The 24,060-nt window shown below is 72.5% G+C and carries 23 protein-coding genes; 13 read left to right on the top strand and 10 right to left on the bottom strand.

Annotated elements, in window-relative coordinates; genetic code table 11:
- Positions 1-35: 35 nt before the first annotated feature.
- Entirely contained in the window at positions 36-890 is an 855-nt protein-coding gene (locus tag CHF16_RS31915; RefSeq protein ID WP_089329876.1) for an NUDIX hydrolase, read from the top strand.
- Positions 891-892: 2 nt separating this feature from the next.
- Entirely contained in the window at positions 893-1,813 is a 921-nt protein-coding gene (locus CHF16_RS31910; protein WP_245869610.1) for an MBL fold metallo-hydrolase, read from the top strand.
- Between the two features lie 36 nt (positions 1,814-1,849).
- Here the strand turns inward: CHF16_RS31910 and CHF16_RS31905 are convergent, their stop codons facing one another.
- Positions 1,850-2,536 carry a Crp/Fnr family transcriptional regulator gene (locus CHF16_RS31905; protein WP_067483689.1) on the bottom strand — a complete coding sequence of 229 codons (687 nt, stop codon included), beginning with the start codon at positions 2,534-2,536 and terminating at the stop codon, positions 1,850-1,852.
- Positions 2,537-2,766: 230 nt separating this feature from the next.
- On the opposite strand from CHF16_RS31905, the gene CHF16_RS31900 reads away from it, so the two are divergent.
- Complete coding sequence (locus tag CHF16_RS31900) at positions 2,767-3,426, top strand: TetR/AcrR family transcriptional regulator (protein ID WP_089329875.1); 660 nt, start codon at positions 2,767-2,769, stop codon at positions 3,424-3,426.
- A 17-nt stretch (positions 3,427-3,443) separates the two neighbouring features.
- Here CHF16_RS31900 and CHF16_RS31895 read toward each other — a convergent pair whose 3' ends face one another.
- From CHF16_RS31895 to CHF16_RS31885, 3 genes are read right to left on the bottom strand one after another with little or no spacing between them, the layout of a single operon-like run.
- Entirely contained in the window at positions 3,444-4,862 is a 1,419-nt protein-coding gene (locus CHF16_RS31895; RefSeq protein ID WP_089329874.1) for an alpha/beta hydrolase, read from the bottom strand.
- 29 nt (positions 4,863-4,891) lie between these two features.
- Complete coding sequence (locus tag CHF16_RS31890; protein ID WP_089329873.1) at positions 4,892-5,464, bottom strand: carboxymuconolactone decarboxylase family protein; 573 nt, start codon at positions 5,462-5,464, stop codon at positions 4,892-4,894.
- On the bottom strand, positions 5,461-6,357 hold the full coding sequence (locus CHF16_RS31885; RefSeq protein WP_089329872.1) for an SDR family NAD(P)-dependent oxidoreductase: 897 nt from the start codon (positions 6,355-6,357) through the stop codon (positions 5,461-5,463). Before CHF16_RS31885 ends, CHF16_RS31890 begins: the two co-directional genes overlap by 4 nt.
- Positions 6,358-6,508: 151 nt before the next feature.
- Between CHF16_RS31885 and CHF16_RS31880 the strand changes: the two genes are divergently transcribed.
- Positions 6,509-7,963, top strand: coding sequence for a sigma-70 family RNA polymerase sigma factor (locus CHF16_RS31880; protein WP_179271801.1), 1,455 nt, complete (start codon positions 6,509-6,511; stop codon positions 7,961-7,963).
- Positions 7,964-7,975: 12 nt separating this feature from the next.
- Here the strand turns inward: CHF16_RS31880 and CHF16_RS31875 are convergent, their stop codons facing one another.
- On the bottom strand, positions 7,976-9,229 hold the full coding sequence (locus CHF16_RS31875) for a PucR family transcriptional regulator (protein ID WP_089329870.1): 1,254 nt from the start codon (positions 9,227-9,229) through the stop codon (positions 7,976-7,978).
- A 140-nt stretch (positions 9,230-9,369) separates the two neighbouring features.
- Between CHF16_RS31875 and nth the strand changes: the two genes are divergently transcribed.
- From nth to CHF16_RS31860, 3 genes are all read left to right on the top strand, one after another.
- A complete protein-coding gene (nth, locus tag CHF16_RS31870) occupies positions 9,370-10,110 on the top strand; it encodes an endonuclease III (protein ID WP_089329869.1) in 741 nt (246 codons plus the stop codon).
- Between the two features lie 139 nt (positions 10,111-10,249).
- On the top strand, positions 10,250-10,846 hold the full coding sequence (locus CHF16_RS31865; protein ID WP_089329897.1) for an NUDIX hydrolase: 597 nt from the start codon (positions 10,250-10,252) through the stop codon (positions 10,844-10,846).
- A 188-nt stretch (positions 10,847-11,034) separates the two neighbouring features.
- A complete protein-coding gene (locus tag CHF16_RS31860) occupies positions 11,035-12,231 on the top strand; it encodes a MarP family serine protease (RefSeq protein ID WP_179271800.1) in 1,197 nt (398 codons plus the stop codon).
- A gap of 24 nt (positions 12,232-12,255) precedes the next feature.
- On the opposite strand, the gene CHF16_RS31855 is transcribed toward CHF16_RS31860, so the two are convergent.
- The 5 genes from CHF16_RS31855 to acs form a co-directional block, all read right to left on the bottom strand.
- Complete coding sequence (locus tag CHF16_RS31855) at positions 12,256-12,615, bottom strand: DUF309 domain-containing protein (protein ID WP_245869608.1); 360 nt, start codon at positions 12,613-12,615, stop codon at positions 12,256-12,258.
- Positions 12,616-12,733: 118 nt separating this feature from the next.
- The gene (locus CHF16_RS31850) at positions 12,734-13,657 is read right to left on the bottom strand and encodes an alpha/beta fold hydrolase (RefSeq protein ID WP_089329867.1); all 924 of its coding nucleotides are present in this window, start codon (positions 13,655-13,657) and stop codon (positions 12,734-12,736) included.
- An 8-nt stretch (positions 13,658-13,665) separates the two neighbouring features.
- Entirely contained in the window at positions 13,666-14,127 is a 462-nt protein-coding gene (locus CHF16_RS31845) for a phage holin family protein (RefSeq protein WP_089329866.1), read from the bottom strand.
- Between the two features lie 13 nt (positions 14,128-14,140).
- Positions 14,141-15,286 carry a Na+/H+ antiporter NhaA gene (nhaA, locus tag CHF16_RS31840; RefSeq protein ID WP_245869606.1) on the bottom strand — a complete coding sequence of 382 codons (1,146 nt, stop codon included), beginning with the start codon at positions 15,284-15,286 and terminating at the stop codon, positions 14,141-14,143.
- A gap of 315 nt (positions 15,287-15,601) precedes the next feature.
- Positions 15,602-17,569 (bottom strand): acetate--CoA ligase, encoded by a 1,968-nt coding sequence (gene acs / locus CHF16_RS31835; RefSeq protein WP_245869604.1) that lies wholly within the window; start codon positions 17,567-17,569, stop codon positions 15,602-15,604.
- Between the two features lie 282 nt (positions 17,570-17,851).
- Between acs and CHF16_RS31830 the strand changes: the two genes are divergently transcribed.
- The 6 genes from CHF16_RS31830 to CHF16_RS31805 all read left to right on the top strand — a co-directional run bounded on the left by CHF16_RS31830 (position 17,852) and on the right by CHF16_RS31805 (position 24,043).
- Positions 17,852-18,643, top strand: a complete 792-nt coding sequence (locus tag CHF16_RS31830) for a Fic family protein (protein WP_089329864.1) — start codon at positions 17,852-17,854, stop codon at positions 18,641-18,643.
- 52 nt (positions 18,644-18,695) lie between these two features.
- A complete protein-coding gene (locus CHF16_RS31825) occupies positions 18,696-19,313 on the top strand; it encodes a pentapeptide repeat-containing protein (protein ID WP_089329894.1) in 618 nt (205 codons plus the stop codon).
- A 915-nt stretch (positions 19,314-20,228) separates the two neighbouring features.
- A complete protein-coding gene (gene ssd, locus CHF16_RS31820) occupies positions 20,229-21,305 on the top strand; it encodes a septum site-determining protein Ssd (protein WP_089329893.1) in 1,077 nt (358 codons plus the stop codon).
- Positions 21,306-21,335: 30 nt separating this feature from the next.
- Positions 21,336-22,487: a TadA family conjugal transfer-associated ATPase gene (locus tag CHF16_RS31815; RefSeq protein ID WP_089329863.1), complete on the top strand. Its 1,152-nt coding sequence runs from the start codon at positions 21,336-21,338 to the stop codon at positions 22,485-22,487.
- Positions 22,484-23,179, top strand: a complete 696-nt coding sequence (locus tag CHF16_RS31810) for a type II secretion system F family protein (protein WP_245869602.1) — start codon at positions 22,484-22,486, stop codon at positions 23,177-23,179. The genes CHF16_RS31815 and CHF16_RS31810 overlap by 4 nt, the downstream gene beginning before the upstream one ends.
- Positions 23,180-23,491: 312 nt before the next feature.
- The gene (locus CHF16_RS31805) at positions 23,492-24,043 is read left to right on the top strand and encodes a type II secretion system F family protein (RefSeq protein ID WP_245869614.1); all 552 of its coding nucleotides are present in this window, start codon (positions 23,492-23,494) and stop codon (positions 24,041-24,043) included.
- The last annotated feature ends 17 nt before the right edge of the window (positions 24,044-24,060 follow it).

Raw genomic sequence — 24,060 nt, 5'->3', positions numbered from 1 at the left:
ACGGAATGCCATTCGGTATGTCCGAATGACTCGCCATGGGCACTGTGAACGGGTTGAAGCTGCCGGCGAGTTTCCGGGATCGGATCGAGGACATCCGGGCGGGCCGGGCCGAGCCCGTTCCCGCCCGGGACGCGGCGACGGTCGTCGTCCTGCGGGACCATGAGAAGCACGGGCTGCAGGCGTTCATGCTGCGCCGCGTCCGGTCCATGGCGTTCGCGCCGGGCGCGTACGTCTTCCCCGGCGGGTCGGTCGACCCGCGCGACGGCGAGGCCGACCTGGCGTGGTCCGGGCCGTCCCCCGCCGAGTGGGGCGCCGCGTTCAAGGCGGACGAGACGCTCGCCCGCGAGCTGGTGTGCGCGGCGGTGCGGGAGACGTTCGAGGAGACGCTCGTGCTGCTCGCCGGCCCGACGGGCGGCACGGTCGTGGACGACACCCGCGGCGACGACTGGGAGGCCGACCGGCAGTCGCTGCTGGACCGTTCCCAGTCGTTCGGCGGCTTCCTCGCCCGGCGCGGCCTCGTGCTGCGCGCCGACCTGCTGCGCCCGTGGGCGCACTGGATCACCCCGGCGATCGAGCCGAAGCGCTACGACACCCGGTTCTTCGTCGCCGCGATGCCGCAGGGGCAGCGGGCCCGGGACGTCAGCACCGAGGCCGACCAGGTCGCGTGGGTGCGTCCGGCGGAGGCGGCCGAGCGGGCGGTGAAGGGCGAGTGGATGATGCTGCCGCCGACGATCGCGACGCTGGCGGAGCTCGCCGAGTTCGACACGGTCGCGGACGTGCTGGCGGCGCCCCGCGAGATCGTCGTCCACGAGCCCACCGCGGAGATCATCGACGGTGAGGCGTACCTGGTCCTGCCGGAGGGTACCGAGCGGCACTACGCGCAGGGCTGACGGTGGGCCGCGGAATCCCCCGCGCCCAGGCCGTCATGTGGCGGCTGGCCGGGACGTCGGCGCTGCGGCACCTCGACCGGCTCGGCTGGAACCCGGTCCGCCACCCCGATCGCGCCTCGGGCAGGATGGGGGATATGACGGAGATCGACGGGATGGGTACCGAACGGACGGTCTGTGTGCTCGCTCCGAACCCGTCCGCCATGACCCTGGACGGCACGAACACCTGGATCATCGCCGAGCCGGGGTCGGACGAGGCCGTCGTCGTCGATCCCGGGCCCAAGGACGGCAAGCACCTCAAGCGCGTCCTGGACGTCGTCGAGGCGCAGGGGCGGCGCGTCGGGCTCGTCCTGCTCACCCACGGCCACCCCGACCACTCGGCCGGGGCCGGGAAGTTCGCGAAGCTGGCCGGCGGGTCGGTCAAGGTGCGGGCGCTCGATCCGCGGCACCGGCTCGGGGACGAGGGGCTCGGGGAGGGCGACGTCGTCACCACGGGCGGCCTGGAGCTGCGGATCATGGAGACGCCCGGCCACAGCGACGACTCGCTGACGTTCTGGCTGCCGGCGGACGGGGCCGTCCTGACCGGCGACACCGTCCTCGGGTACGGGACGACCGTGCTGGAGGGGAGCCTCGGCGACTACCTCGGTTCGCTGGACCGGCTGCGGAGGTTCGCCGCCGACGTCGAGGCCGCCACGATCCTGCCCGGGCACGGGCCCAAGCTGGACGACCCGATCGCCGTCCTGGACCACTACATCGATCATCGCCGCGAGCGCCTCGCGCAGGTCGAGGCGGCCGTCGCGGCGGGCGCCCGCACGGCACGGGAGGTCGTGGAGCGCGTGTACGCCGACGTCGACAGGTCGCTGTGGCCCGCGGCCGAATGGTCGGTCCAGTCGCAGCTCGACTACCTGGACTCCCGCTCCGGCTGAGCGCCGCCCGGCAGGGTCGCGGCCTGCCGGGGGGTGCTACTTGGAGCGCTTGCGGAGGCGTTCGATGTCGAGGATGACGACGGCGCGCGCCTCGATGCGGAGCCAGTTGCGCTGGGCGAAGTCGGCGAGCGCCTTGTTCACGGTCTCGCGGGAGGCGCCGACGAGCTGCGCCAGCTCCTCCTGCGTGAGGTCGTGGTGGACGTGCAGGCCGGCCTCCGACGGCTGGCCGAACCGCTCCGCCAGGTCGAGCAGCGCCTTCGCGACGCGCCCGGGGACGTCGGTGAAGACCAGGTCGGCCATCACGTCGTTGGTCTTGCGGAGCCGCTGCGCCAGCGCGCGGAGCAGCTGGACGGCGACCTCGGGGTGCCCGGTGAGCCAGGGCCGCAGGTCGTCGTGGCCGAGCCCGGCGAGGCGGCACTCGGTGACGGCGATCGCGCTGGCGGTGCGCGGGCGCGGGTCGAACAGCGACAGCTCGCCGAACATCTCGCTCGGGCCGAGCACGCTCAGCAGGTTCTCCCGGCCGTCCGGCGCCGTCCGGGTCAGCTTGATCTTGCCTTCGAGGACGACGTACAGCCGGTCTCCGGTCTCGCCCTCGTTGAACAGCGTCTGACCGCGCGCGAGACGCACCTCGGTCACGTTGGCGCGCAGCGCCTTGGCGCCCTGCTCGTCGAGGGCCTCGAAGAGCGGGGCTCTGCTCAGAACGTCCACGTCGCGATCGGTCACGCTTCTCCTCCTCGAACACCTACATGCCTAGTGTGACGTACGTCCCACCGCGGACGTGAAGGCAGGGTCACGGCGCGCCGAAACGCGGGACCGGGGGTTCTTGTGTCCCGCGGCGGGCCACGGTCCCGTTCGCCCAGTGTACGGACCACTGGGTGAATGCCATCACACCGGTCTCATCCCCTGTTAACGGACGACCCGGGCAGGGGGTGCGGGTGCCTTAGCCTGAGCGGATGCAGAGCTCCGGGTCCGGTCCCGCACCGCGCCGGCTGCCGCGGGGCCGTCACGCGCTGTCCCGTTCGGAGGTCGAGCGGGTGCACCGTGACCGGCTCTGCGCGGCCATGGCCGCGGCGATGCTGGAGAAAGGGTACGTCGGAACGTCGGTTGAGGACGTCCTGAAACGGGCCAGAGTGTCGCGGCAGAGCTTCTACGGGCTCTTCTCGTCCAAGCTCGATTGCTTCATGGCCGCGTTCGACAAGGCGGGCGAGGTGCTCATGCACCGTCTGGAGGCCGCCGTGGGCGCCTCCACCGCCGCGGGCGGGGGCGAGGGCGACGCCGCGACCCGGTTCGAACGTGCCGTGACGGCCTACCTGGACGCCCTGTCGTCCGAGCCGGGGTACGCACGCCTGTTCCTGGTGGAGGTGTACGCGGCCGGTCCGGAGGCCATCAAGCGGCGGGCCGACATCCAGGGCGCCCTGGTCGGCGCCTTGACGGGGCTCATGGGCGTGACGGGTCCGGCGGGCGAGTTCGCGTGCAAGGTCATCGTGGCGGCGGTGAGCTCGATGGTGACGCCGGCGATCGCGATGGGCGACATCGAGGCGCTGAAGGCGATCGGCCCGCCGGTCACCGAGCACGTGCGCGTCCTCGTCCGGTCGGGCGTCCTGGACGCCTGAGCCTCGTCTCAGCGAGGCTAGGACGCCCTCTGAGGTGTGGTGATGCTCACCCGGGTGGTGGCGGCGCCGTGTGCGCGCGGGAGCGTGATGGTGAGCCGCCCCTGCGGTCCGGCGGTCGTCTTGATGACGCGGTGCGTCCACCCTTGCGTCACGTCGATGACGGCCCGTGCCCCTGGACGGTAGGCGGCGGGTGTCGTGACCGTGGCGGCTCCTGAGGCGCGCAGCGTGAAGCCCGTCTTGGACGCGTCGGAGAGTGTGCTGAACTCCCGTGCCTTGTGCCGGTCCAGGGAGACCGTCCAGCCCCATTGCGTCCAGCTCCGGTCGATCGACCGGTAGGAGACCTTCGCAGGCGGCGTGGGCGGGGCGGCGAACGTCCGCATCAGCGGGCCGATGTGGTCCCGCAGGTCGCGCGCCCAGTGCGGGAAGATGTGGGTGCCGAACACGTAGTCGGTGTACTGGCTGGGGATCTTCAGATCTTTCAGGCGCTGGTGGAAGCTGACCGTCGACACGTGGGTGAGGGCCTCGATGCCGATGGCGGCGGGGTCCGGCGCCGGCGGGTCCAGCGGCCCCGGGATCCCGGTGGCGGTGTAGAGCGCGAGCCGCATGCCGCGCAGGTTGGACGCCAGGGTGGCGGGGTCGTGGCCGCGCCAGTTGACGTCGTCGGTGAGCCGCGAGCCGAAGATCGCGTCCGGGTTCACCCCGTTGAGGGCGAGCGCGATGTAGGAGACGACGGCGGTCGCCCCGGCCGCGACCACCGGGTTGGAGGAGATGTCGGGCGCGCCGGAGAACGACGCGGCGGAGACGAACAGGTCGGGATGCCGGGCCGCGTAGGTCATCGCGCCGAACCCGCCTTGCGACAGGCCCGCGACGGCCCGCCCGCCGCGTCCCGCGACCGTGCGCAGGTTGCCGTCGATCCATGGGATGAGCCGGCCGATGTGGAAGGTCTCCCACTTGGACGGCCCGAGCCCGGTGCCCGGATCGGCCCAGTCGGTGAACCAGCCGCCGCCGTTGCCGTCGAAGCCCGCGTCCGGCATGACGGTGATCAGGGGCCGCCCGGCGGTGGTCTTCGCGGCGTCGCCGGCCTCGACCCAGTCGGCGGCGCGCCCGGACGTCCCGTGGAACAGGTAGAGGACGGGGTAGCGGGCGCTCGCCCGCCGCTCGTAGCCGTCCGGCAGCAGGATGCGGACGTCCACGGCCCTCCCCAGCGCGGCCGTGCGCACCCGGACCGCGTACTGCCGGTCGTCGATGCGTCGCACGTTCACGACCTGGATGCCGCCGCCGTCGGAGAAGCGGACACCGCCCTCGGCCGCCCGCGCCGGGACGGTCAGCCCGGCCGAGGCCGTCACGGCCGCCAGCGCGACGGCGGTGAGGCGCCGCCCGGCGGTCGCTCGCGGATGGATGGGGCGGGGACGGCGGACGGCGGGGGCTGGGGGCATGGGGGTGACCTCCTGGGGGTGGGTCCGGGTCAGCGGCCTCCGGGGCTGCGGGGGCGCGGGGCGCGGCGGGGCCGGTCGGGCTGGACGCGGAGGGTGGTGATCACGGTGGCGAGCATCTCGTAGTGCCCGGCGAGCATGGTCAGCTCGACGCACTCCCCCTCGGTGAGGTGGGTGCGGAGCTTCGTCCAGGTCCGGTCGTCCAGGTCCCGGTCGGTGTGGAGGCGGTCGGTGGCGGTGAGGATCGCCCGCTCGCGCGGCGTCCAGCCGTCGGCGGACGGCCCGGCCTTGACCCGCTCGACGTCCGCCGGGAGGACGCCCGTGCGGCGCCCCAGGCGGACGTGGTGGTCGAACTCGTAGCGGCAGTCGCGCAGGTGCGCGACGCGCAGGATCACCAGTTCGGTCTCGCGGCGGGGCAGGGTGCCGCCGGGCATGAGCCGCCCGGCGAACCACAGCCAGCCGCGGAACAGGCCGCGGCGGCGCGCGAGGGTCAGGAAGAGGTTGGGCGGGTTCGTCCCGGCGACGCGGCCCGCGACCCGGCAGATGAGCCAGTTCAGCGCGCCGACGTCGCGGAGCCGCCCGGGAGTGGCGCGCGGCGCGGTCACCGCGCGGAGTCCGGCTGCGGCGTGGTCAGTTCGACCTGCTCCTTCCGCGCGAGTTCGAGGATGCGGCGCAGGTCGCGCTGGACGGCCCGGTCGACCACGGGCTGCGCGAGCATCCGGACCGGCAGGACGCCGCCGACCCACCAGGGGGCGACGACGCGCCGGGACCGGCGGGCGATCCCGCGCTCCAGCGCGTCGATGCCCACTTTCAGCGGCGTGACCTTCGAGATGAAGCTGGTCGACGACCTCGCGCCGGTCAGGGCGGCCGCGGCCTCGGTGCCGAAGCCCCGATGCGTCATGTCGGTGTCGAGCTCGGCGAAGTAGGCCACGCCCGCCTTCGCGCCCCACGGCTTCAGTTCGGACCGGAGCGTGTTGCCCATCGCCTCCACCGCCGCCTTGGACGCGCTGTACGCGCCCAGCAGTGGTGCCTGGACGGCCGCCGCAAGGGACGCCACGGCCAGCGCGTAACCGCGTTCGTGGCTGATGTGGGGTCCAGCCGCTCGGAGCGTGTTGTAGACGCCGAGCACGTTCACCCTGAGGCTCTGCTCCAGGACGGACGGGTCGCCGCCGATGATGGGCATCTGCGCGGCCACACCGGCGTTGGCGACGACCACGTCCAGGCCGCCCAGTTCCCGTACCGCGCTGTTCACGACCTCTTCGACCCTGCCGCGGTCGGTCACGTCGCACGTCCACCAGGGCGCGGACCCGCAGTCGGCGGCGACGGTGGCGAGCAGGTCGGGTTCGAGTCCGGCGAGCGCGACCCGCGCGCCGCGCCCGTGCAGCCTGGCGGCGAGGGCCGCGCCGATGCCCCGTGCCGCGCCGGTGATCAGGACGCGCCGTCCGGCGAGCGTCGCCGGCCACGGGGACGAGTCCCACCGGGTGGAGTCATGGATCATGCCGCGACTCTAACATTAATGAACATGCCCGTCTTTTTAAGGTTCGCCATGAATATCCGTAATGGCGGTACCGAACGGGCGTCTTCTCGGGCGGTGACAAGGCGACCTCCGAGGGTTGTGGTGACATGCGGGCCACGGGTTGGATGGCGTGGTGGTAGCGGGCGTGGAGGCGCGGCCGGACGCCGACCTTCTGTCGGCCGCCGCGGACGGTGACGAGCACGCGTCTGAGGAGCTGTTCCGGCGGCACCACACGGCCGTGCTGAGGTATGCGCGGGGGTTGGTCAGAGACCAGCACCTCGCCGAAGACCTCACCAGCGAGGCGTTCACCCGCACTTTCGCGGCGATGCGCCAGGGCCACGGGCCGCGCGACGCCTGTAGGCCCTACCTCTACACGGTGGTCCGCAACACGGCGACCGACTGGGCCCGTGGTGACCGCCGCACTGTGGTGACCGACGAGGTCGCCGACTGGGCCTCCGCCCCGGAGGACGACCCTCCGCCGGACCTCGACGAACTGGACGCGTTAGTCCGCGCCTTCCGCTCGCTCCCCGAGCGGTGGCAGACCGTGCTCTGGTACACGGTCATCGAGGACGAACCCATCGCGCAGGTCGCGAACCTGCTCGGCATGGAGAAGGGCGCGGTCTCCCAGCTGTCGTTCCGCGCGCGCGAAGGGCTCCGCCAGGCGTTCCTCGCCGCCAGCGCCGGCGGACGCCCCGAGTGCGCCGAGTTCACCGCACAACTCGCCGCGAACGTCCGCCGCCCAGGGCGTCGCCGCACGCGCGCGCTGCGCCGCCACCTGGAGGCTTGTGCTGACTGCAGGCGCGCGTCCAAGGAGATGGCCGACCTCAACGGGCGGCTGCGGCGCGCCCTGCCCATCGGTGCCGTCCTGCTGGGCGCCCCTTCAGCGCCGTTCAGCCCGCTCGCCCCGCTCGGCTCGGCCGCGTCCGGGGCAGGGTGGGCACTGCCCGCCGCCGTGGCGGGCGGCATCGCGACCGGGCTCGCGATCATCCTGTTCAGCACGGGCGGGGACGGTGCCCAGGCGCCCCCAGAGGCCGCCCGGCCGCCCGCTGCGCCCGCCTCGCAGACGCCGGGGGCCCCGGAGGACGTCCACCGGTCCGACTACGCCGTTGCCACACGAAGCCCTGGACCGGACAGCACGGCCCCTGGCGCGGGCACCAATCCCGAAACGGCATCGGGGGCGGGCCCTTACCGGGTGCGCAACACGACGCTTCGCTCGTGCCTGGCGCCGAGCGGATCGGCGGTGGTGCAGCGTCCCTGCTCCGACTCCACTACCGGCTGGAAACGCGAGAACACCGGCGGCGGCTTCACGCTGACGAGCTCCACCACAGGGCAGTGCATGGCCCGGGGTGAGGCGTCGGCAGGCGTCCCATGGGAAGGCGGCAGCGAGTACTCGGTGGTGATGGCGCCGTGCGGGGGCGCGCACCAGGTCTGGACGATGGCGCGGACCGCTCCGTCGGTCTACCGGCTCAGCAACGGCGAAGGCTATTACCTTCAGGCAAGCTGGTCCGGGCTGAAACCGGTGTCGCTGAAACCGGCCTCCTATGCGGGGATGGCCGCCCAAGGCTGGGCCATCGAGGCCACGCACTGACACCACCCGCTCCTACCCGTAGTTGACGTCGTCCCGGGCGGCGGCGGGTTCGGCGTTGAGCGCGAGCCAGGCGTGCAGGGCCATGTGCAGCTCCAGCCGGTCGGACGTCATGTAGAGGTCGTCGCCGAACAGGTCCTCCAGTTGCCGCAGCCGGTACCGGACGGTCTGCGGATGCAGATGCAGGCGGCCCGACACCTCCGTGGCGTTGAAGCCGCACTCCAGGCACGTCAGCAGCGTCTCAGCCAGCCTGTAGCGCTGCGCCGGGCGGGCGCGCAGCAGCGGCGCGAGCCGCCGGCGGATCACCTTCTCGACCAGCACCCGTTCCCGCATCATCACGATGAGCGGCATGTGCCGCTCGGCGACGACCGGCGAGGCGGCGGTGATCAGCCCCTGGCGGGCCAGCTCCAGCGCCTCGCGCGCCGGCCGCAGCGACGTGGCCGCCTCGGCCGGCGCGACCGCCGGGCCGATCGCCGCCGTCCAGCCGTGCAGGTGCCGCTCCAGCATCCGGGCGCGGCCGGGGCCCTCAGGGTCGGGGACGACCAGGCACGGCTCGGCCAGGTGCAGGCCCAGCAGGACGTCCGGCGGCAGCGCCGGGTGCCGGGTGTCGGGCCCGTGCTCGCGGAGCGCGACGGCGGCGACGGTGCGGGGCAGCGCCCAGTCCGCCTCCCGCGCCGCGTCGTGCAGGTCCCGCTCGGACGCCTCGCCCAGCAGCAGCTCCAGCAGCCGCCTGCGGTGCTCCTGGCGCGTCCCCTCGGCGCGGGCGGCGGCGTCCGCGTGGCCCTCGGCGACGAACACCGCCACCTGGTTCAGGTAGTCCAGCGCCGCGTTCGCGATCGCGGCGATGTCGGCCGGGCTCATCCGGTGCCCGAGCCGCTCGGCGCACCCGGTGAGCTGCTCCACCGCGAGGCCCGTCCCGATCCGCGTCGCCGCCTGCCAGGCGTCCAGCGTCCGGCCCTCGCTGGCCTCGCCGGCGCCGATCTGCCGCCAGAACTCCACCACCTCCGCCGAGGACGCGCCGGGGTCGGCCATCAGCTCCAGGAAGTGGCCGATGGCGCACTCGACGCCCAGCAGGACGGCCCTGGCGTACCGGGGGTCGTGCGGCCGCACGAACTCCGGCAGCCGCTCCTCGATCCGCCGCACCGCCTCAGCGGCGATGCCCGGCACGTGGCCGCGGAGATCCTCGGCGATCCGGGCGGCGTCCTCGAACGACAGGTCGAGCTCGATCCGGCGCACCGGAAGACGGACCACCTCGCTGAGGTCGGGCATGCGATCTCCTTCGGGAACGGGGTGTTGAACCTTCGGGGAACGACGTGCAGGAGAGACGGTGCGGCCACGGTCCGATTACGCGCCTCCGCCGAAATCGCCGCTGCGGCGGGATCCGGCGACGGACGCCTTAGGCTGGCCGTATGGCGACGGAGGCGTCCCCGAAGGCGCGTGCTCGGAAGTGGAAGGACGAGACGAGGCTGGGGCTCGTCCGGCGCGCGCGCCGGATGAACCGGATCCTGGCCGAGACCTACCCGGACGCGCACTGCGAGCTGAACTTCGGGAGCCCGTTCCAGCTCCTCGTCGCAACCGTCCTGTCGGCGCAGACCACCGACATGCGGGTGAACCTGACGACGCCGGAACTGTTCGCCAAGTACCCCACCCCGGAAGACCTGGCCGCAGCCGACCCCGAGGACGTCGAGGCGATCCTGAAGCCCACCGGGTTCTTCCGCGCCAAGACCAAATCGGTGATGGGGCTGTCGGCGGCACTGCGCGACCAGTTCGACGGTGAGGTCCCAGGGCGGCTCGAAGACCTCGTCAAGCTGCCCGGTGTCGGGCGCAAGACGGCCAACGTCGTCCTGGGGAACGCGTTCGACGTCCCCGGAATCACCGTCGACACCCACTTCGGCCGCCTCGCCCGGCGGTTCCGCTGGACCGCCGAGGACGACCCCGTGAAGGTCGAGCAGGAGGTCGGCGAGCTCATCCCCCGCAAGGACTGGACGATGCTGTCCCACAGGCTCATCTGGCACGGCCGCCGGATCTGCCATGCGCGGCGTCCGGCGTGCGGCGCGTGCCCGCTCGCGCGGCTCTGCCCGTCCTTCGGCGAAGGGCCCACCGACGAGGAGACCGCCCGCAAGCTCGTCAAGCCGGGGCCGTTCTCATGACGGCTCGGCGCGGCGGCGAAACGGCGAGAAGGACGCCCGCGGGAAGGAACGCGGGTGCTCCGGGGTTGGGACGGTTGTGACCGAGACCGTCCCCAACACTCCCGACTGGCTCGCCCGCTTCCGCGTGGAAGGCCCCCGGATGCCGGTGCCGTCGATGTTCCGGCCCGCGCCGGGCGCCCGCGCCGCCGCCGTCCTGATCCTGTTCGGCGAGGGACCCGACGGCCCCGACGTCCTGCTCACCGAGCGCGCCGCCACGCTGAACAAGCACGCGGGGCAGCCCGCGTTCCCCGGCGGCCGCATCGACCCCGAGGACGACGGCCCGGTGGCGGCGGCGCTGCGCGAGGCGTGGGAGGAGGCCGGCGTCGAGCCGTCCGGCGTGGACGTCCTGTGCACGCTCCCCGAGCTGTACCTGCCGCACAGCGAGCACCGCGTCACGCCCGTCGCCGGCTGGTGGCGCGAGCCGTCGGAGATCGCCCCCGGCCACCCCGGCGAGGTCGCGATGGTCGCCCGCGTCCCGATCGGCGAGCTGGTCGACCCGGCGAACCGGCTGATGATCAGGCACCCGTCCGGGACGCGGCTCGGGCCGGCGTTCCGCGTACGCGACATGCTCGTGTGGGGCTTCACGGCCGCGCTGCTCATCCGGGTGCTGGACGCCGGGGGCTGGAACCGGCCGTGGGACATGTCCCGCGTCGAGGACCTGCCGCCCGGGGACGTGGATCTCGCCGCCCGCGGCTGACGATCTCCAGAATCGCGACCGAATCGACATCTCCGGCCCGGCGGGAAAGATCAGCAGGTCACAGCCCCGTAAGTGAAGGGCATGGCCATGGTCACGGCCGCGTGTCATTCCTGACGGCTACCCGGCGCACCCCAATCTGGTACATCGAGGGGACGTGCCGCGGCGGCGCGGCACTATACGGTTGAGCGGTGCTGCACGACCACGTTCTCGACCTGATCCTGCTCGTGCTCGTCGTGCTGTTCGGAGTCTCGGGCTACCGGCAGGGCTTCATCGTGAGCCTGCTGAGCTTCGCCGGCTTCGTCGGCGGCGGCGTCATCGGGGTGCTGATCGCGCCGCCGATCGCCGAGTCCGCGGTCGACGGCGCCGCGCAGCAGGCCCTGCTCGCCATCGTGATCGCGTTCCTGGCCGCCACCCTCGGCCAGCTGATCGCCTCCTCGGTCGGCGCCGTCCTGCGCAACCGGGTGACCGGCATGAACGCCCGCACCGCGGACGCGGTCGGCGGCACCTTCGTCAGCGCCATGTCGCTGCTGATCGTCGCGTGGTTCTTCGGCAGCCTGGTCGCCAACTCCGAGTTCAAGCCGGTCCGGACGCAGGTCAAGGGCTCCTCGATCATCAACGGGATCGACGAGGTCATGCCCGCCCAGGCGCAGACCTGGTTCACCTCGTTCCAGGGGTTCGTGAAGAGCAGCGAGTTCCCGCAGGTGTTCAACGGCCTCGGCGGCGAGTCGGTGGTGCAGGTGCCGCCGCCGGACGAGTCCGTGCTGAGCACCCGCGGGCTGAAGGCCGCCAAGAACAGCATCGTGAAGGTGGTCAGCACCGCGCCGCAGTGCCAGCGCCGCATCGAGGGCACCGGGTTCGTGTTCGCGCCGCAGCACGTCATGACCAACGCGCACGTCGTCGCCGGGGCGCGCGGCTCCTCGAAGGTGTCGCTGATCAACGGCGACAGCGCGCGCGGGCGGGTCGTCCTGTACGACCCCAAGCGGGACGTCGCCGTGCTGTACGTGCCGGGGCTGCGGGCGCCCGCGCTGCAGTTCGCCAAGGAGGCCCGCGTCCGCGACGACGCGATCATCGCCGGGTTCCCGAAGAACCAGCCGTTCACGGCGGGCGCCGCCCGGATCCGCGCCCGGCAGACGGCGCGCGGCCCGGACATCTACCACTCCGGGCAGGTCAGCCGCGAGATCTACGCCATCCGCGGCAAGGTCGAGCCGGGGAACTCCGGCGGGCCGCTGCTGTCCACGGACGGCCGCGTCTACGGCGTCATCTTCGCGGCGGCGCTCGACACCCCGTCCACCGGCTACGCGCTCACCGCCGCGGAGGTCGCCGCCGACGCGCGCGCGGGCGCCCAGGCCACGGCGCCGGTCTCCACCCAGAACTGCTCCGACTGACCCTCCGCGCCGTTGTGCCGGCTCTCAGGCGGTGGTCGTGAGGCGGAGGGATATCGGGCCGCGCTCGGGGCTTGTGGCCAGTTCCCGTGCCTGCTTGACGACTCCCCGCACGTCGATGTTGTGCGGGGTGCCGGACTCGTAGGGGACGAGGCGTTCGGCGGCGCGGCTCAGGAGCGCCTCGGCGCCGCGCGCGTTCCCCCGGCGCAGGTGGGTGATCCCCACGGCGACCTGGGCCAGCCCCCGCCAGAGCTCCCGTTCGGGCTCAGGGGCGGCCTTCCAGACCGCCTCCAGTACCTCGTGGGCGTGGAACGGGCGGTCGGCGTCCAGCAGGCGCTGCGCCTCGGCCAGCGCCTCGTCCGGCGGCATGTCGAGGTCGTCCGGCATGGTGGGGATGCCTGTCGCGCCGTGGGGCAGTGGACGACCGTAGGCGTCCCTCGGGCGTGCGTTGCGTGGGCGTCCAGACTCGTCCCGATCGCGCATGGCTCCACCGTACGCCCGGGGGTCAGCGTTCCGGCTCCGGGTCGGACAGCCAGCCGAGGAGCTCGGCGTCGAACGCGCGGGGGCGTTCCTGATGGGGGAAGTGGCCGGCGCCTTCGATGAGCTTCCACCGGTAAGGGGCCGATACGTAGCGGCCAGAGCCCTGTGCGCTGGCAGGGAGGGTGCAGGTGTCGAGCGCCCCGTGCAGTTGCAGCGTGGGCACCTCGATGGGGGCGCGCATGCGGTGCGCGTAGCGGATGCCGTCCGGACGTGCCTGCGACCGGATCAACCAGCGGTGGTACTCCAGTGCGCTATGGACCACCCCGGGGATCTGCACTGCCTTCCGTACGAGCTGCTCTGTGCGCTCGTCCGGCCAGCCCGGCCCGGACCAGTCGTGCAGGAGCTTGCCCACGAGCGCCGCGTCGTCGCGGACGAGGCGCCGTTCAGGCCACAGCGGCACCTGGTAGCCGAACGTGTGCCGCGTCGCCCAGCCCTGGCCGCGCGGGTCCCCGGCGACGGCCTGGCGCAGGCGCAGCGGATGCGGCGCGCTCACCACGGCCAGCCGCTGGACGGTCTTGGGGTGGTAGACGGCGGTCGTCCACGCGAGTAGCCCGCCCCAGTCGTGCCCGACGACGATCGCGTTCGCCTCGCCCAGCGCGCGGACCAGCCCGGCGGCGTCCCTGGCCAGCGTCACCAGGTCGTAGCCGCGCGGCGGCTTGTCGCTGCCGCCGTACCCGCGCAGGTCGACGGCGGCGGCCCGGTAGCCGGCCTCGGACAGCGAGACCAGCTGGTTGTGCCACGACCACCAGAACTCGGGGAAGCCGTGCAGCAGCAGGACGAGCGGACCCTCGCCGGCCTCGGCGACGTGGAACCGCGTCCCCCCGGCGCTGACCTGCCGGTGGACCCACGGCCCCTCGACCTCGACCAGCGACGCATCGTGCCCCGACATGGCGTGGGTCAGCCCGTCGGCTCTAGCTCGCCGGCGTCCTTGCCGCCGGCCTCGATCTCGTCCGCGTCGCCGCGGCGGCGCAGCGCGGTGAAGTCGTCCTTCAGCGTCTTGCGGGTGCGCTTCGCGCCCTCGATCCGCTTGATGAACCGCTTGGCGAGGAGCATCAGCCCCCCGGCGAGCCCCACGTAGACGATCGCGACGATGAGGAACGCCAGCCACGGCCAGATGCCGAGTTCCGCGAGCCCGAGCGCGAACGAGATCGACAGCAGGATGACGACGAGTCCGCCCATCACCGCGGCGATGGTGACCATCACGCTGCTCAGCGCCGCCTTCTTGGCGTCGGCCTTCAGCTCCATCTTGGCCAGGGTCATCTCGGCCCTGACAAGGTCGGAGACGTTGCTCGACGCCAGCGCGACCAGCTCGCCGACGGACTTGTCCTCCATGCGCTCGCCCGGTAGTGCCTCGGACATATCGCTTTACTCCTTAGTCCGGGCGCGCGCGCACACGCACCCTTCTCCGGAAGACGACGGCCGCGGCCGCCGAGGCGAGAACGCTCGCGATCAGGACCGCAGTCGTCACTCTCTCGAATTGTGACGGGTCGGTATAGGCCAAACCGCCGATCAGCAGCGAAACGGTGAAACCCACCCCGGCGAGGAGCGCGACGCCGGCGATCTCGTGCCAGTGCAGGTCCTCCCCGAGGGTCGCCAGGTTGAGCCGTACCGCCGCCCAGGCGCCGCCGAAGACCCCCAAGAACTTACCGATCACCAGTCCGGCGATCACGCCGAGGGCCACCCGGTCGGTGAACACGGCGCCCAGTTGGGACGCGCCGAGCCCGACACCGGCCGACACGAAGGCGAACACGGGCACGCACACGCCCGCCGACAACGGCCGTAGGAAATGGTCAGTGCGCTCTGCGTTGGTGGGCCGTCCGTCAGGGGTTTCCTTGGGGCTGGTGAGCATTCCGAGGGCGACCGCGGCGACCGTTGCGTGGATCCCGCTCCGCTGAAGGAAGTACCAGGCCAGGATGGCGAGGGGCACGTACACCCACGGCGAGCGGAAATTCCTCTGTTGCAGCACCCCGTAGACGGCGATCAGGACCACCGAGAGGCCCAGCCACGTCCAGTGCAGGGTCTCCGTGTAGAAGAGCGCGATGATGGTGATGGCTATCAGGTCGTCCACCACGGCGAGGGTCAGCAGGAAGGCGCGCAGGGGCGGCGGGCATGACGTGAACGTCACAGCCAGCACGGCCAGGGCGAACGCGATGTCCGTCGCCGTCGGCACGGCCCAGCCCCGCAGCGCCCCGGACTCGCCTGCGCTCACCATGAGGAAGATGAGCGCGGGCAACACCACACCGGCCGCCGCCGCTATCACCGGTAGGGCCGCGTCCCGCGGTTTGCGCAGCTCGCCGTGCGTCAGTTCCTCGCGCAGTTCGAGCCCGGCCACGAAGAAGAACACCGCCAGCAGTCCGCTGGACGCCCAGTGCTGCACGTCCATGTGCCCCAGGTGCAGCCAGTGCGGGCTGATCTCGAACTTGCGGAGGCTCTCGTAGGCGTCCGCCCACGGCGTGTTGGCCCACACCAGCGCGGCGATCGCCGCCAGCAGCATGACCACCCCGCCGATCGTCTCCATGCGCAACGCGCTGGCGACTTGCGTGCTGTAGCGGACGGTAGGGCGGACAGGCCACGTCGTCGCGACGCGGCGCCGCAAAGTAGGGCGCGCCATGCAGGGACTCCCGGGAAGGTGGGGGACGGTCGGTCAAGACCCGGCCCGCGCACCACGGCGGGACGGCCCTGCCGACCAGACTTCCCGGCGCACCATTGGACATTTTACCTGTTCGCTCGCCTCACCCGCCCCGGCGGCCCGCCCCGTACAGCGCGGAACGGCCCGCGCCCCGGGTGGGCGCGGGCCGTTCTCAAGGGCCGGCGCGGGTGCCGGCGTCGCCTGTCAGTCGTCGGACTTGGCGGCGGGCAGCTTCTCCGAGATCAGGTCCATGACCGTGCTGTCGGCCAGCGTCGTGACGTCGCCGATGCTGCGGTTCTCGGCGACGTCCCGCAGCAGCCGGCGCATGATCTTGCCGGAGCGGGTCTTCGGCAGCTCCGGAACGATCATGATCTGCCGCGGCTTGGCAATCGGGCCGAGCGTCTTCGACACGTGCTCGCGGAGCTCGCGCAGGAAGTCCTCGCCCTCCACGTCGCCGCCGGCGTCGCCGCGCGGGATGACGAACGCGACGATCGCCTGCCCGGTCACCGGGTCGGTCGCGCCGACCACCGCCGACTCGGCGACCTTCGGGTGCGCGACCAGCGCCGACTCCACCTCCGTGGTGGAGATGTTGTGCCCGGACACGAGCATGACGTCGTCCACGCGGCCGAGGAGCCACATGTCGCCGTCCTCGTCCTTCTTGGCGCCGTCGCCGGCGAAGTACAGGCCGTCGAACCGCGACCAGTACGTCTTGACGTACCGCTCGTCGTCGCCCCAGATCGTGCGGAGCATGCCGGGCCACGGCTCGCGGACCACCATGAACCCGCCGCCGCCGTTCGGCACCGACGTGCCCTGGTCGTCCACCACGTCCGCGGCGATGCCGGGCAGCGGGCGCATCGCCGCGCCGGGCTTGCCCTCGGTGACGCCCGGCAGCGGGCTGATCATGATGGCGCCGGTCTCCGTCTGCCACCACGTGTCGACCACCGGCGTCCGGTCGGCGCCGATGTTCTTGCGGTACCAGACGTACGCCTCCGGGTTGATCGGCTCGCCGACCGACCCGAGGACGCGCAGGGACGACAGGTCGTACTGCGCGGGGATGTCGTCGCCCCACTTCATGAACGTGCGGATCGCCGTGGGCGCGGTGTAGAAGATCGACACCTTGTACTTCTGGATGACGTCCCACCAGCGTCCCCTGTCGGGGGTGTCGGGGGTGCCCTCGTAGATGACGCTGGTCGACCCGTTGGCGAGCGGCCCGTACACGATGTAGGAGTGCCCGGTCACCCAGCCGATGTCGGCCGAGCACCAGTACACGTCCGTTTCGGGCTTGAGGTCGAACACGGCCCAGTGCGTGTACGCGCACTGCGTCAGGTAGCCGCCCGTGGTGTGCAGGATGCCCTTCGGCTTACCCGTCGTCCCGGAGGTGTACAGGATGTACAGCGGGTGCTCCGAGTCCATGGGCTCGGCGGTGTGCTCCTCGCTCTGCCGGTCGACGACGTCGTGCCACCACAGGTCGCGGTCCTGCTCGGTGACCTCCTCGCCGGTGCGGCGCACCACGAGGACGTGCTCGATCGTCGGCGTCTGCGCGACGGCCTCGTCCACGATGCCCTTGAGGTTGGACGGCTTGCCGCGCCGGAACCCGCCGTCGGCGGTGATGACGACCTTGGCCTGCGCGTCGTCGATGCGGGTCCGGAGGGCCTCAGCGGAGAAGCCGCCGAACACCACCGAGTGGGTCGCGCCGATGCGCGCGCACGCCAGCATCGAGATCGGCAGCTCCGGGATCATCGGCAGGTAGATCGCCACCCGGTCGCCCTTGCGCACGCCCAGTTCGAGCAGGGCGTTGGCGGCCTTGTTGACCTCGCGCTGGAGGTCGGCGTAGGTGAGCGTACGGGTGTCGCCGGGCTCGCCCTCCCAGTGGTAGGCGACCTTCGCTCCGTTCCCGGCCTCGACATGCCGGTCGACGCAGTTGTAGGCGACGTTCAGCTCACCGCCCACGTACCACTTGGCGAACGGGGGATTGCTCCAGTCCAGGACCTCGTCCCACCGCTTGGTCCACGTGAGGCGCTCGGCCTGCTCGGCCCAGAAGCCCAGGCGGTCCTCCGCCGCGCGCTCGTAGGCGTCGGCCTTGACGTTGGCGGAGGCGGCGAGGTCGGCGGGCGGGGCGAAGCGGCGCGTCTCCTGCAGAAGGTTCGACAGTGTCTCTTGGCTCTGGCTCAACGCGAACTCCTTGCTAGGTGATGCGGGGTCGCCCGGTATCCCCACTTCACCAGGAACATCCGGGTCTTCACAAGGCCGGACCCCCTGAAGTGGAAGGACGAACGCGACCGGCTCCCACGGATCGGGCATGGTGTGATCCCCGGCACGCCGGCACTCCCCGGCCCGCCAACCGGGAACCGTCTCCGTTCTACGCCTCCCCGGCGCCGTTCGCGAGCGTCCGGGCGGACGGTGACCGTATGGGGCGCTTCGCAGGCGCTGGTGGGGACCGCATAAAGTCGGGCCGTGACCGATGCCCTTGCTGATGTAGCGCAACTGCCCGGGGTGGCCGGCGCCGTCGATGACGCGCGCAAGGCTGTCGACCGGCTGCTCGGCCATCGCATCCTGCGGCGGCGCAGTGCCGAGGTGTCCACGGAGTCCGCGCTGCGCGGCGCCAGGGCCTCGGCCGTCCTCGACGGCGCGTCGGTCACGCTGGACGAGCTCCGCACCACCGAGAGCCCGTCCGACCCTGTCGTGCAGGGTTCGCTGCGCGTGTCGGCCGAGCTGGGGACGCTCACGGAGGTCTGGCGGAACGCTCCCCGGCAGGCGCTCGCGCGGCTCCACGTCCTGGCGGCGGCGGACGCGGTGGACAACGCCGACCTCGGCCGTCCCCGCTCGACCGATGCCGCGGTGAAGGACGTCCTCGACCTCGGCGAGCCGCCGTCGCCGTCCGAGGCGGCGGCGCGCCTGGATGCCCTGAGCGGGCTGCTGACCTCCCCGACGAAGGCCCCCGCGCTGGTGGTCGCGGCCATCGTGCACGGTGAACTGCTCACCCTGCGTCCCTTCGGCTGGGGGGACGGGCTGGTCGCACGCGCCGCCCAGCGGCTCACGCTGGTCTCCCGTGGGCTCGACCCCAAATCGCTGGTCGCGCCCGAGGTCGGGCACCTCGAACTTGTGGACGGCTACGCGCCCGCGCTGCGGGACTACGCGTCAGGTACGTCCGAGGGCGTGGCGCGCTGGGTCGTCCACTGCTCCGCGGCCGTGGCCGCCGCCGCCCGCGACTCCCAGGCCATCTGCGAAGCATTCATGCGGGGCTGAGCCGCTCATGCGGGGCTGAGTACTGTCAGTCGACTCGGACATGCTGGTCCGCATGGCCGAACGCATGCATGGACGACCTGCGGCGCCCACCGAGACCACGCTCTCGTCGGCGAACTGGGATTCGCGTGATCTGACCGGTGAGAGCCACGAGAACGTCCTGTTCGTGGACGTGGACATGACGGAGGCCACCGGCACCGGCGCCGTCTTCACCGGCTGCACGTTCCGCGGGGTGCGGTTCAACGCGTCCACCCACACGGACGCGGCGTTCGTGAACTGCACGTTCGTGCGGTGCGGCTTCTTCGACGCCGCCTTCACAGGCTGCAAGCTCGTGGGGAGCGCGTTCGACGCGTGCACCTACGACCTGCTGAAGGTGGAGGGTGGCGACTGGTCGTTCACCGGCCTTCCGGGCGCCGACCTGCGGCGCACGTCGTTCACCGGCGTCCGCATGCGCGAGGCGGACCTCACCGGTGCGCGGTGCGCCGGAGCGGAGATCCGGCGGGTCGACCTCTCGGGGGCGTACCTCCACCAGGCCGACTTCACGGGATGCGATCTGCGCGGCAGCGATCTGTCGGCCGTCGACCCGTCCACCGCCCTGCTGAAGGGCGCGGTGATCGACCCGCATCAGGCGGTCGTCCTGGCGATGGGGCTCGGGCTGGAGGTCCGCGACTAGCGCCGGCCGGAACATGAAGCGGACGGCGCCCCCTCGGGAGCGCCGCCGCCGAGCACGTCACACCGGGTTACCAAGCGTGCACCTCATATCCGTCGGATCGGGTCAAGCCCGTCTCGACGCGCCTCCCGCGGCTGGTCGCGCGTGGGTGCCCGGCTGCCGTGCTGGGACACGTGGTCCTGCAACCTGTCTACGCCTCATCGACCCAGTTGACAAGCCCCTATTCGCAAAGTGCCGACCGCGGTCGCGGTCGGCTCCGAAGGGGGCGTCGGCGCCCGCCGAGGCCGCCGCGGGATATTCCGGGCTATCCGTAACTGCGATGACGGTCAGAGAATTGATCACTCACCGTGATCGTTTCTTTTTGGCGGCCGATCAGCCGTGCGCCCCGAAAGATCTTTAGTTCTGCTGTACGCTCCCACTTCCGCCTCGCTGCGCATGGGCCGCGCACGGGTGCGGGACGCCCCGTCGTTGAGGGGCGCGGACGCTCCGCGGTGCCCCCGCGGTGCCCCGGCGAGCGCGCCGTACCGCTAGGTGAGAAAATCGCCGTATGCCGGGTCAGTTTGTGTCTCGACGGAACTCTCGACGATCGGGCAGCATATGTTGTACTGCCTAGACTGGAGTCAGTGAGTTTGCCTCTCCCATAGGGCGGACTTACGCACGGCGCAGCCCGAACTCCACCGCGACTTTCCTGGAAAGCGGACCGGCTCTACCCCCCCGGAGCCGGACCGCCCGGCGACCCCCGCTCTCCCCCCCGGCGGGGGTCGCCCAGTCGTCGAGCGGCCGGGCGGTGGCGGTTCCCGCGCCACCGCCCGCCCGCCGGCTCGCCCGCCGGCGAAGTTATCCACAGGTCGCGGAACCTCGTCGCGCCGGCCGTCCCGCTCCGCAAGGTGGATGTCTCCGACCACCGAGGAGCATCCGATGAACCTTGCGGCACTGATCGTCACGAGCGACCCGGCCCTCGCCGACGGCCTGCTCCGCCTCGCGGCCGCCGCCGACGCCCACGCGGAGGTCGCCTACGGCGCCGACGAGGCCGGGCCCGCCTGGACGTGGCCCGCGCTGATCCTCGTGGGCGCCGACATGGCCGCGGACGTGGCGGCGGCCGCCCTCCCGCGCCGCCAGGGCGTCGTCCTCGTCACCGGCGACGGCGACACCTCGGAGGCGTACCGCCTCGCGGTCGAGGCCGGCGCGCAGGACGTCGCCGTGCTGCCCGACCACGAGGACTGGCTGATCAACGCGTTCGCCGCCGCCTGCGAACCCGAGGGCGGCTGGGGCAGCACCGTCTGCGTCGGCGGCTCCCGGGGCGGTGTCGGCGCCAGCGTCCTCGCCGCCGCGCTCGCCCTGGCCGCCGCGGACCAGGGCCTGCGCACCCTCCTCCTCGACGCCGACCCGTACGGCGGTGGCATCGACCTCATGCTGGGCCTGGAAGGCCATGAGGGCGTCCGCTGGCCCGACCTCGCCGAACGGCGCGGCCGCCTGAACACCGCCGCCCTCCGCGAGACCCTTCCCGGCTCGGGCGACCTGTCCGTGCTGTCGTGGCGGCGCGGCGAACCCGGCCCGATCCCGGACGAGGCCGTGCGCGCCCTGCTCGACGCCGCCGCCCGCGGCTTCGACCTGGTCATCGCGGACGTCCCCCGCTACCCCGGCGACATCGGCCGCGCCGCGCTGAGCGCCGCCGCAACCACCTTCCTGCTCGTCCCTGCCGAGGTCCGCGCCACCGTCGCCGCGGCGGGCATCGCCGCTACGTTCCAGCGCCACACATCCGACCTGCGCCTTGTCGTCCAGGGCCCGGCCCCCGGCGGCCTCACCGCCGCCGCCATCGCCCGCGCCCTGGACCTCCCGTTCGCCGGCACCTACGACCGCGACCGCCGCCTGCCCGTGGCCGTGGAAGAGGGCGACCTGGCCCGTGCCTGCCGGCGCGGCCCCCTGGCCGACTTCTGCACCAAGACGCTCGCCGACCTGGCCCTCCAGCCCTACGCCTACCGAGAAGCAGCCTGAACGACCAGCGCTGAGAAGAGGAGAGGCGGTATGACGAAGCTGTCGGACGCGGTGCGGGACCGGCTCGCGGGCAGCGGCGGGGAGGCGACGACCGGCCGGGTCGCCGCGGCGCTGCGGGCGGAGGAACGGCTCCTCGGCGACCGCGAGGTTCTGACCCTGGCGGACGAGTTACGCGCCGAGTTCGTCGGCGCCGGGCCGCTGGAGCCGCTGCTGCGCAGCCCCGATGTCACCGACGTCCTGGTCAACGGTCCGGACGAGGTGTGGGCCGACACGGGCGCCGGTCTCGTCCGCACGCCGGTGCGTTTCGCGGACGAGGCGTCGCTGCGGCGGCTGGCGCAGCGCCTCACCGCCGCGGCCGGGCGCCGCCTCGACGACGCGGCCCCCTACGCCGACGCCCGCCTTCCGGGCGGGGTCCGGCTTCACGCCGTCCTGCCCCCGGTGGCCGCGGGCGGCACCTGCCTATCCCTCCGGCTGCCCCGGCGCCGGGCCTTCACCCTGGACGAGCTGGTCGCGGCGCGCACCGTCCCGCCCGAGGGCGCCGACATCCTCGCGGCCCTGATCGAGTCCCGCGCCGCGTTCTTGATCACCGGCGGCACCGGGACCGGGAAGACCACCCTTCTGAGCAGCGTGCTGTCGCTGGTGAACCCGGCCGAACGGCTGCTGCTCGTCGAGGACTCCGCCGAGCTGAAACCGTCCCATCCGCATGTCGTGCGGCTGGAGGCACGCCCGCCGAACGTGGAGGGCGCCGGCGGAGTGACGCTGAACGACCTCGTCAGACAGGCGCTCCGCATGCGCCCCGACCGCCTCGTGGTCGGCGAGGTGCGGAGTTCGGAGGTCGTCGTTCTCCTGCAGGCGCTGAACACGGGGCACGAAGGCGGCTGCGGCACCCTCCACGCCAACACCGCCGCGGACGTCGCTGCCCGCATCGAAGCGCTGGGGTGCGCGGCGGGCTTGAGTCGGGAAGGCGTCCACAGCCAGCTGGCCGCCGCGCTGGACATCATCGTCCACCTGGTGCGCGATCCGGGTGGGGGACGGCGGCGCGTGGCCGAGATCTGCGTTCTGGACCGGGCCTCCGACGGGCTGGTCGGTGTCACTCCCGCGGTCTCGTTCACCACGTCCGGCGAGGTCGTCCCTGCCGCCGGTGCTTCCGCACTCCACGATCGACTGCGGGGTGCCCGTTGACCAGCGCACTCGCGGCCCTCTGCGCGGCGGCCGCCGTCTGGACCGTCCTCGCGCCCCCTGCCGCCCGGCGCCGCCTCGACCGCCTCACAGCGCCTCGCCGCCCGCATCCCCTCGACGTTCTGAGGGCCAAGGGCGAGACGCTGAAGGAGCGCAGAGCGCGGCCGCAACGATGGCGGACGTCCGTGATCGAACTCTGCGACGCCATGGCCGCCGAACTCGCCGCCGGCCGAACCCCCGACGAGGCGTTCAGAGCCGCCGCGAGCGTCCTCGACCCCCAGATCTCGGCAGAGCTCTCGCGCACCACTCGCGCGCCTCCCGATCACCTGGATGACCTCGCGGAACGCCCGGGGGCCGAGGGCTTACGCCTCCTGGCGGCGTGCTGGCGCATCGGTGCGGAGCGCGGCGGCACCCTCGCCACCGTCCTGGACGGCCTGGCGGGAGCCCTGCGTGATGAAGAGGCCCAACGGCAGGAGGTGTCCGTCCAACTGGCGGGCCCGCGCGCCACGGCACGTCTGCTGGCGGCCCTTCCACTGCTCGGCATGGGCATGGCTGCGGCCCTCGGCGCCCACCCGGTCTCCTTTCTCTGCGGCACCCTTCCCGGCCTGGCGTGCCTGATCACTGGCACGGCCCTCAACGTGCTGGGCCTCCACTGGACGCGTCGCCTGGCCAGAGCCGCCGAGGCCCCTCACTGACCCGCCCGACGAACCAGGAGAGAGGGAGTAGGTGAGGTGATGATCGCCTTGGCGGCCGTGCTCTGTGCGGCGCTCTCGGCGTTCCTTCTTCCCAGGGGGACGCAAGCCGCTGAGAAGAGGCTGGCGGCCCAGTTCCGGGGTCTTCGTTCGAGCCGAGGGGGTGCAGGCGACCGGCTCCTGATGCCCTGGGGCTCTAAGCGTGGTGCAGGAGGTCGGCTCGGCGGAGAGGAAGGAGGCGCCTCACCGGAGAGAGGGCGGCGCGACGCTCTCTTACGGCATGGGGCTGCGGTTTCAGCCGCGGTCTTGTGCCTTGTGCTGCTGGGCGGCCTGCTCGGTGCCGTGGTCGGGCTCCTCACCGCCTGGGCCGTCTGGTTCGGGCTCGGTCGTGTCGGAAGTGCGGAGGACCGGCGGAGGCGCGCACGTCTCGTCGCCGACCTTCCGATCGCGGTCGACCTGCTCGCCGCGTGCCTGCGCGGCGGTGCTCCGTGGCACGGTGCGGTCGCCGCGGTCGCGGACGCGGTCGGAGGTCCGCTCGGGGACGAACTCCGCGACGTCTCCGTCCAGATCAGCCTCGGTGCGGATCCGGCGGACGCCTGGCTCGCGCTCACCAGGGAACCGATGCTCGCGCCGCTCGCTCGAACGGCCGTCCGAGCGACGTCCACGGGCGCGGCCCTCGCGCCGTCCCTCAGCCGCCTGGCGCGCGACCAGCGTCGCGTCGCCCGGACGGCGGCCGCCACCAGGGCTCGCGCCGCGGGGATCCGAGCGCTCGCACCGCTGGGGCTGTGCTTCCTGCCCGCCTTCGTCCTGCTCGGCGTCGTGCCGGCCGTCGCGGGGATCGCAGAGACGATCCTTCTGCCCCGGTGACCTGGTTATCCACAGAA

The sequence above is a fragment of the Actinomadura meyerae genome (assembly GCF_900188445.1).
GTDB classification, from domain to species: domain Bacteria; phylum Actinomycetota; class Actinomycetes; order Streptosporangiales; family Streptosporangiaceae; genus Spirillospora; species Spirillospora meyerae.
Note: the sequence above shows the minus strand (reverse complement) of the source record. Positions and strands in the feature narration are given on the sequence as shown.

Excerpts from the sequence above, each read along its gene's own strand:
- CHF16_RS31865 (WP_089329897.1), top strand. The coding sequence starts at position 10,250 with ATGCCGGTGCCGTCGATGTTCCGGCCCGCGCCGGGCGCCCGCGCCGCC.
- CHF16_RS31855 (WP_245869608.1), bottom strand. The coding sequence starts at position 12,615 with ATGCCGGACGACCTCGACATGCCGCCGGACGAGGCGCTGGCCGAGGCG.
- CHF16_RS31885 (WP_089329872.1), bottom strand. The coding sequence starts at position 6,357 with ATGATCCATGACTCCACCCGGTGGGACTCGTCCCCGTGGCCGGCGACG.
- CHF16_RS31895 (WP_089329874.1), bottom strand. The coding sequence starts at position 4,862 with ATGCCCCCAGCCCCCGCCGTCCGCCGTCCCCGCCCCATCCATCCGCGA.
- ssd (WP_089329893.1), top strand. The coding sequence starts at position 20,229 with ATGAACCTTGCGGCACTGATCGTCACGAGCGACCCGGCCCTCGCCGAC.
- nhaA (WP_245869606.1), bottom strand. The coding sequence starts at position 15,286 with ATGGAGACGATCGGCGGGGTGGTCATGCTGCTGGCGGCGATCGCCGCG.
- CHF16_RS31875 (WP_089329870.1), bottom strand. The coding sequence starts at position 9,229 with ATGCCCGACCTCAGCGAGGTGGTCCGTCTTCCGGTGCGCCGGATCGAG.
- CHF16_RS31850 (WP_089329867.1), bottom strand. The coding sequence starts at position 13,657 with ATGTCGGGGCACGATGCGTCGCTGGTCGAGGTCGAGGGGCCGTGGGTC.
- CHF16_RS31825 (WP_089329894.1), top strand. The coding sequence starts at position 18,696 with ATGGCCGAACGCATGCATGGACGACCTGCGGCGCCCACCGAGACCACG.
- CHF16_RS31815 (WP_089329863.1), top strand. The coding sequence starts at position 21,336 with ATGACGAAGCTGTCGGACGCGGTGCGGGACCGGCTCGCGGGCAGCGGC.
- CHF16_RS31915 (WP_089329876.1), top strand. The coding sequence starts at position 36 with ATGGGCACTGTGAACGGGTTGAAGCTGCCGGCGAGTTTCCGGGATCGG.
- CHF16_RS31900 (WP_089329875.1), top strand. The coding sequence starts at position 2,767 with ATGCAGAGCTCCGGGTCCGGTCCCGCACCGCGCCGGCTGCCGCGGGGC.
- CHF16_RS31845 (WP_089329866.1), bottom strand. The coding sequence starts at position 14,127 with ATGTCCGAGGCACTACCGGGCGAGCGCATGGAGGACAAGTCCGTCGGC.
- nth (WP_089329869.1), top strand. The coding sequence starts at position 9,370 with ATGGCGACGGAGGCGTCCCCGAAGGCGCGTGCTCGGAAGTGGAAGGAC.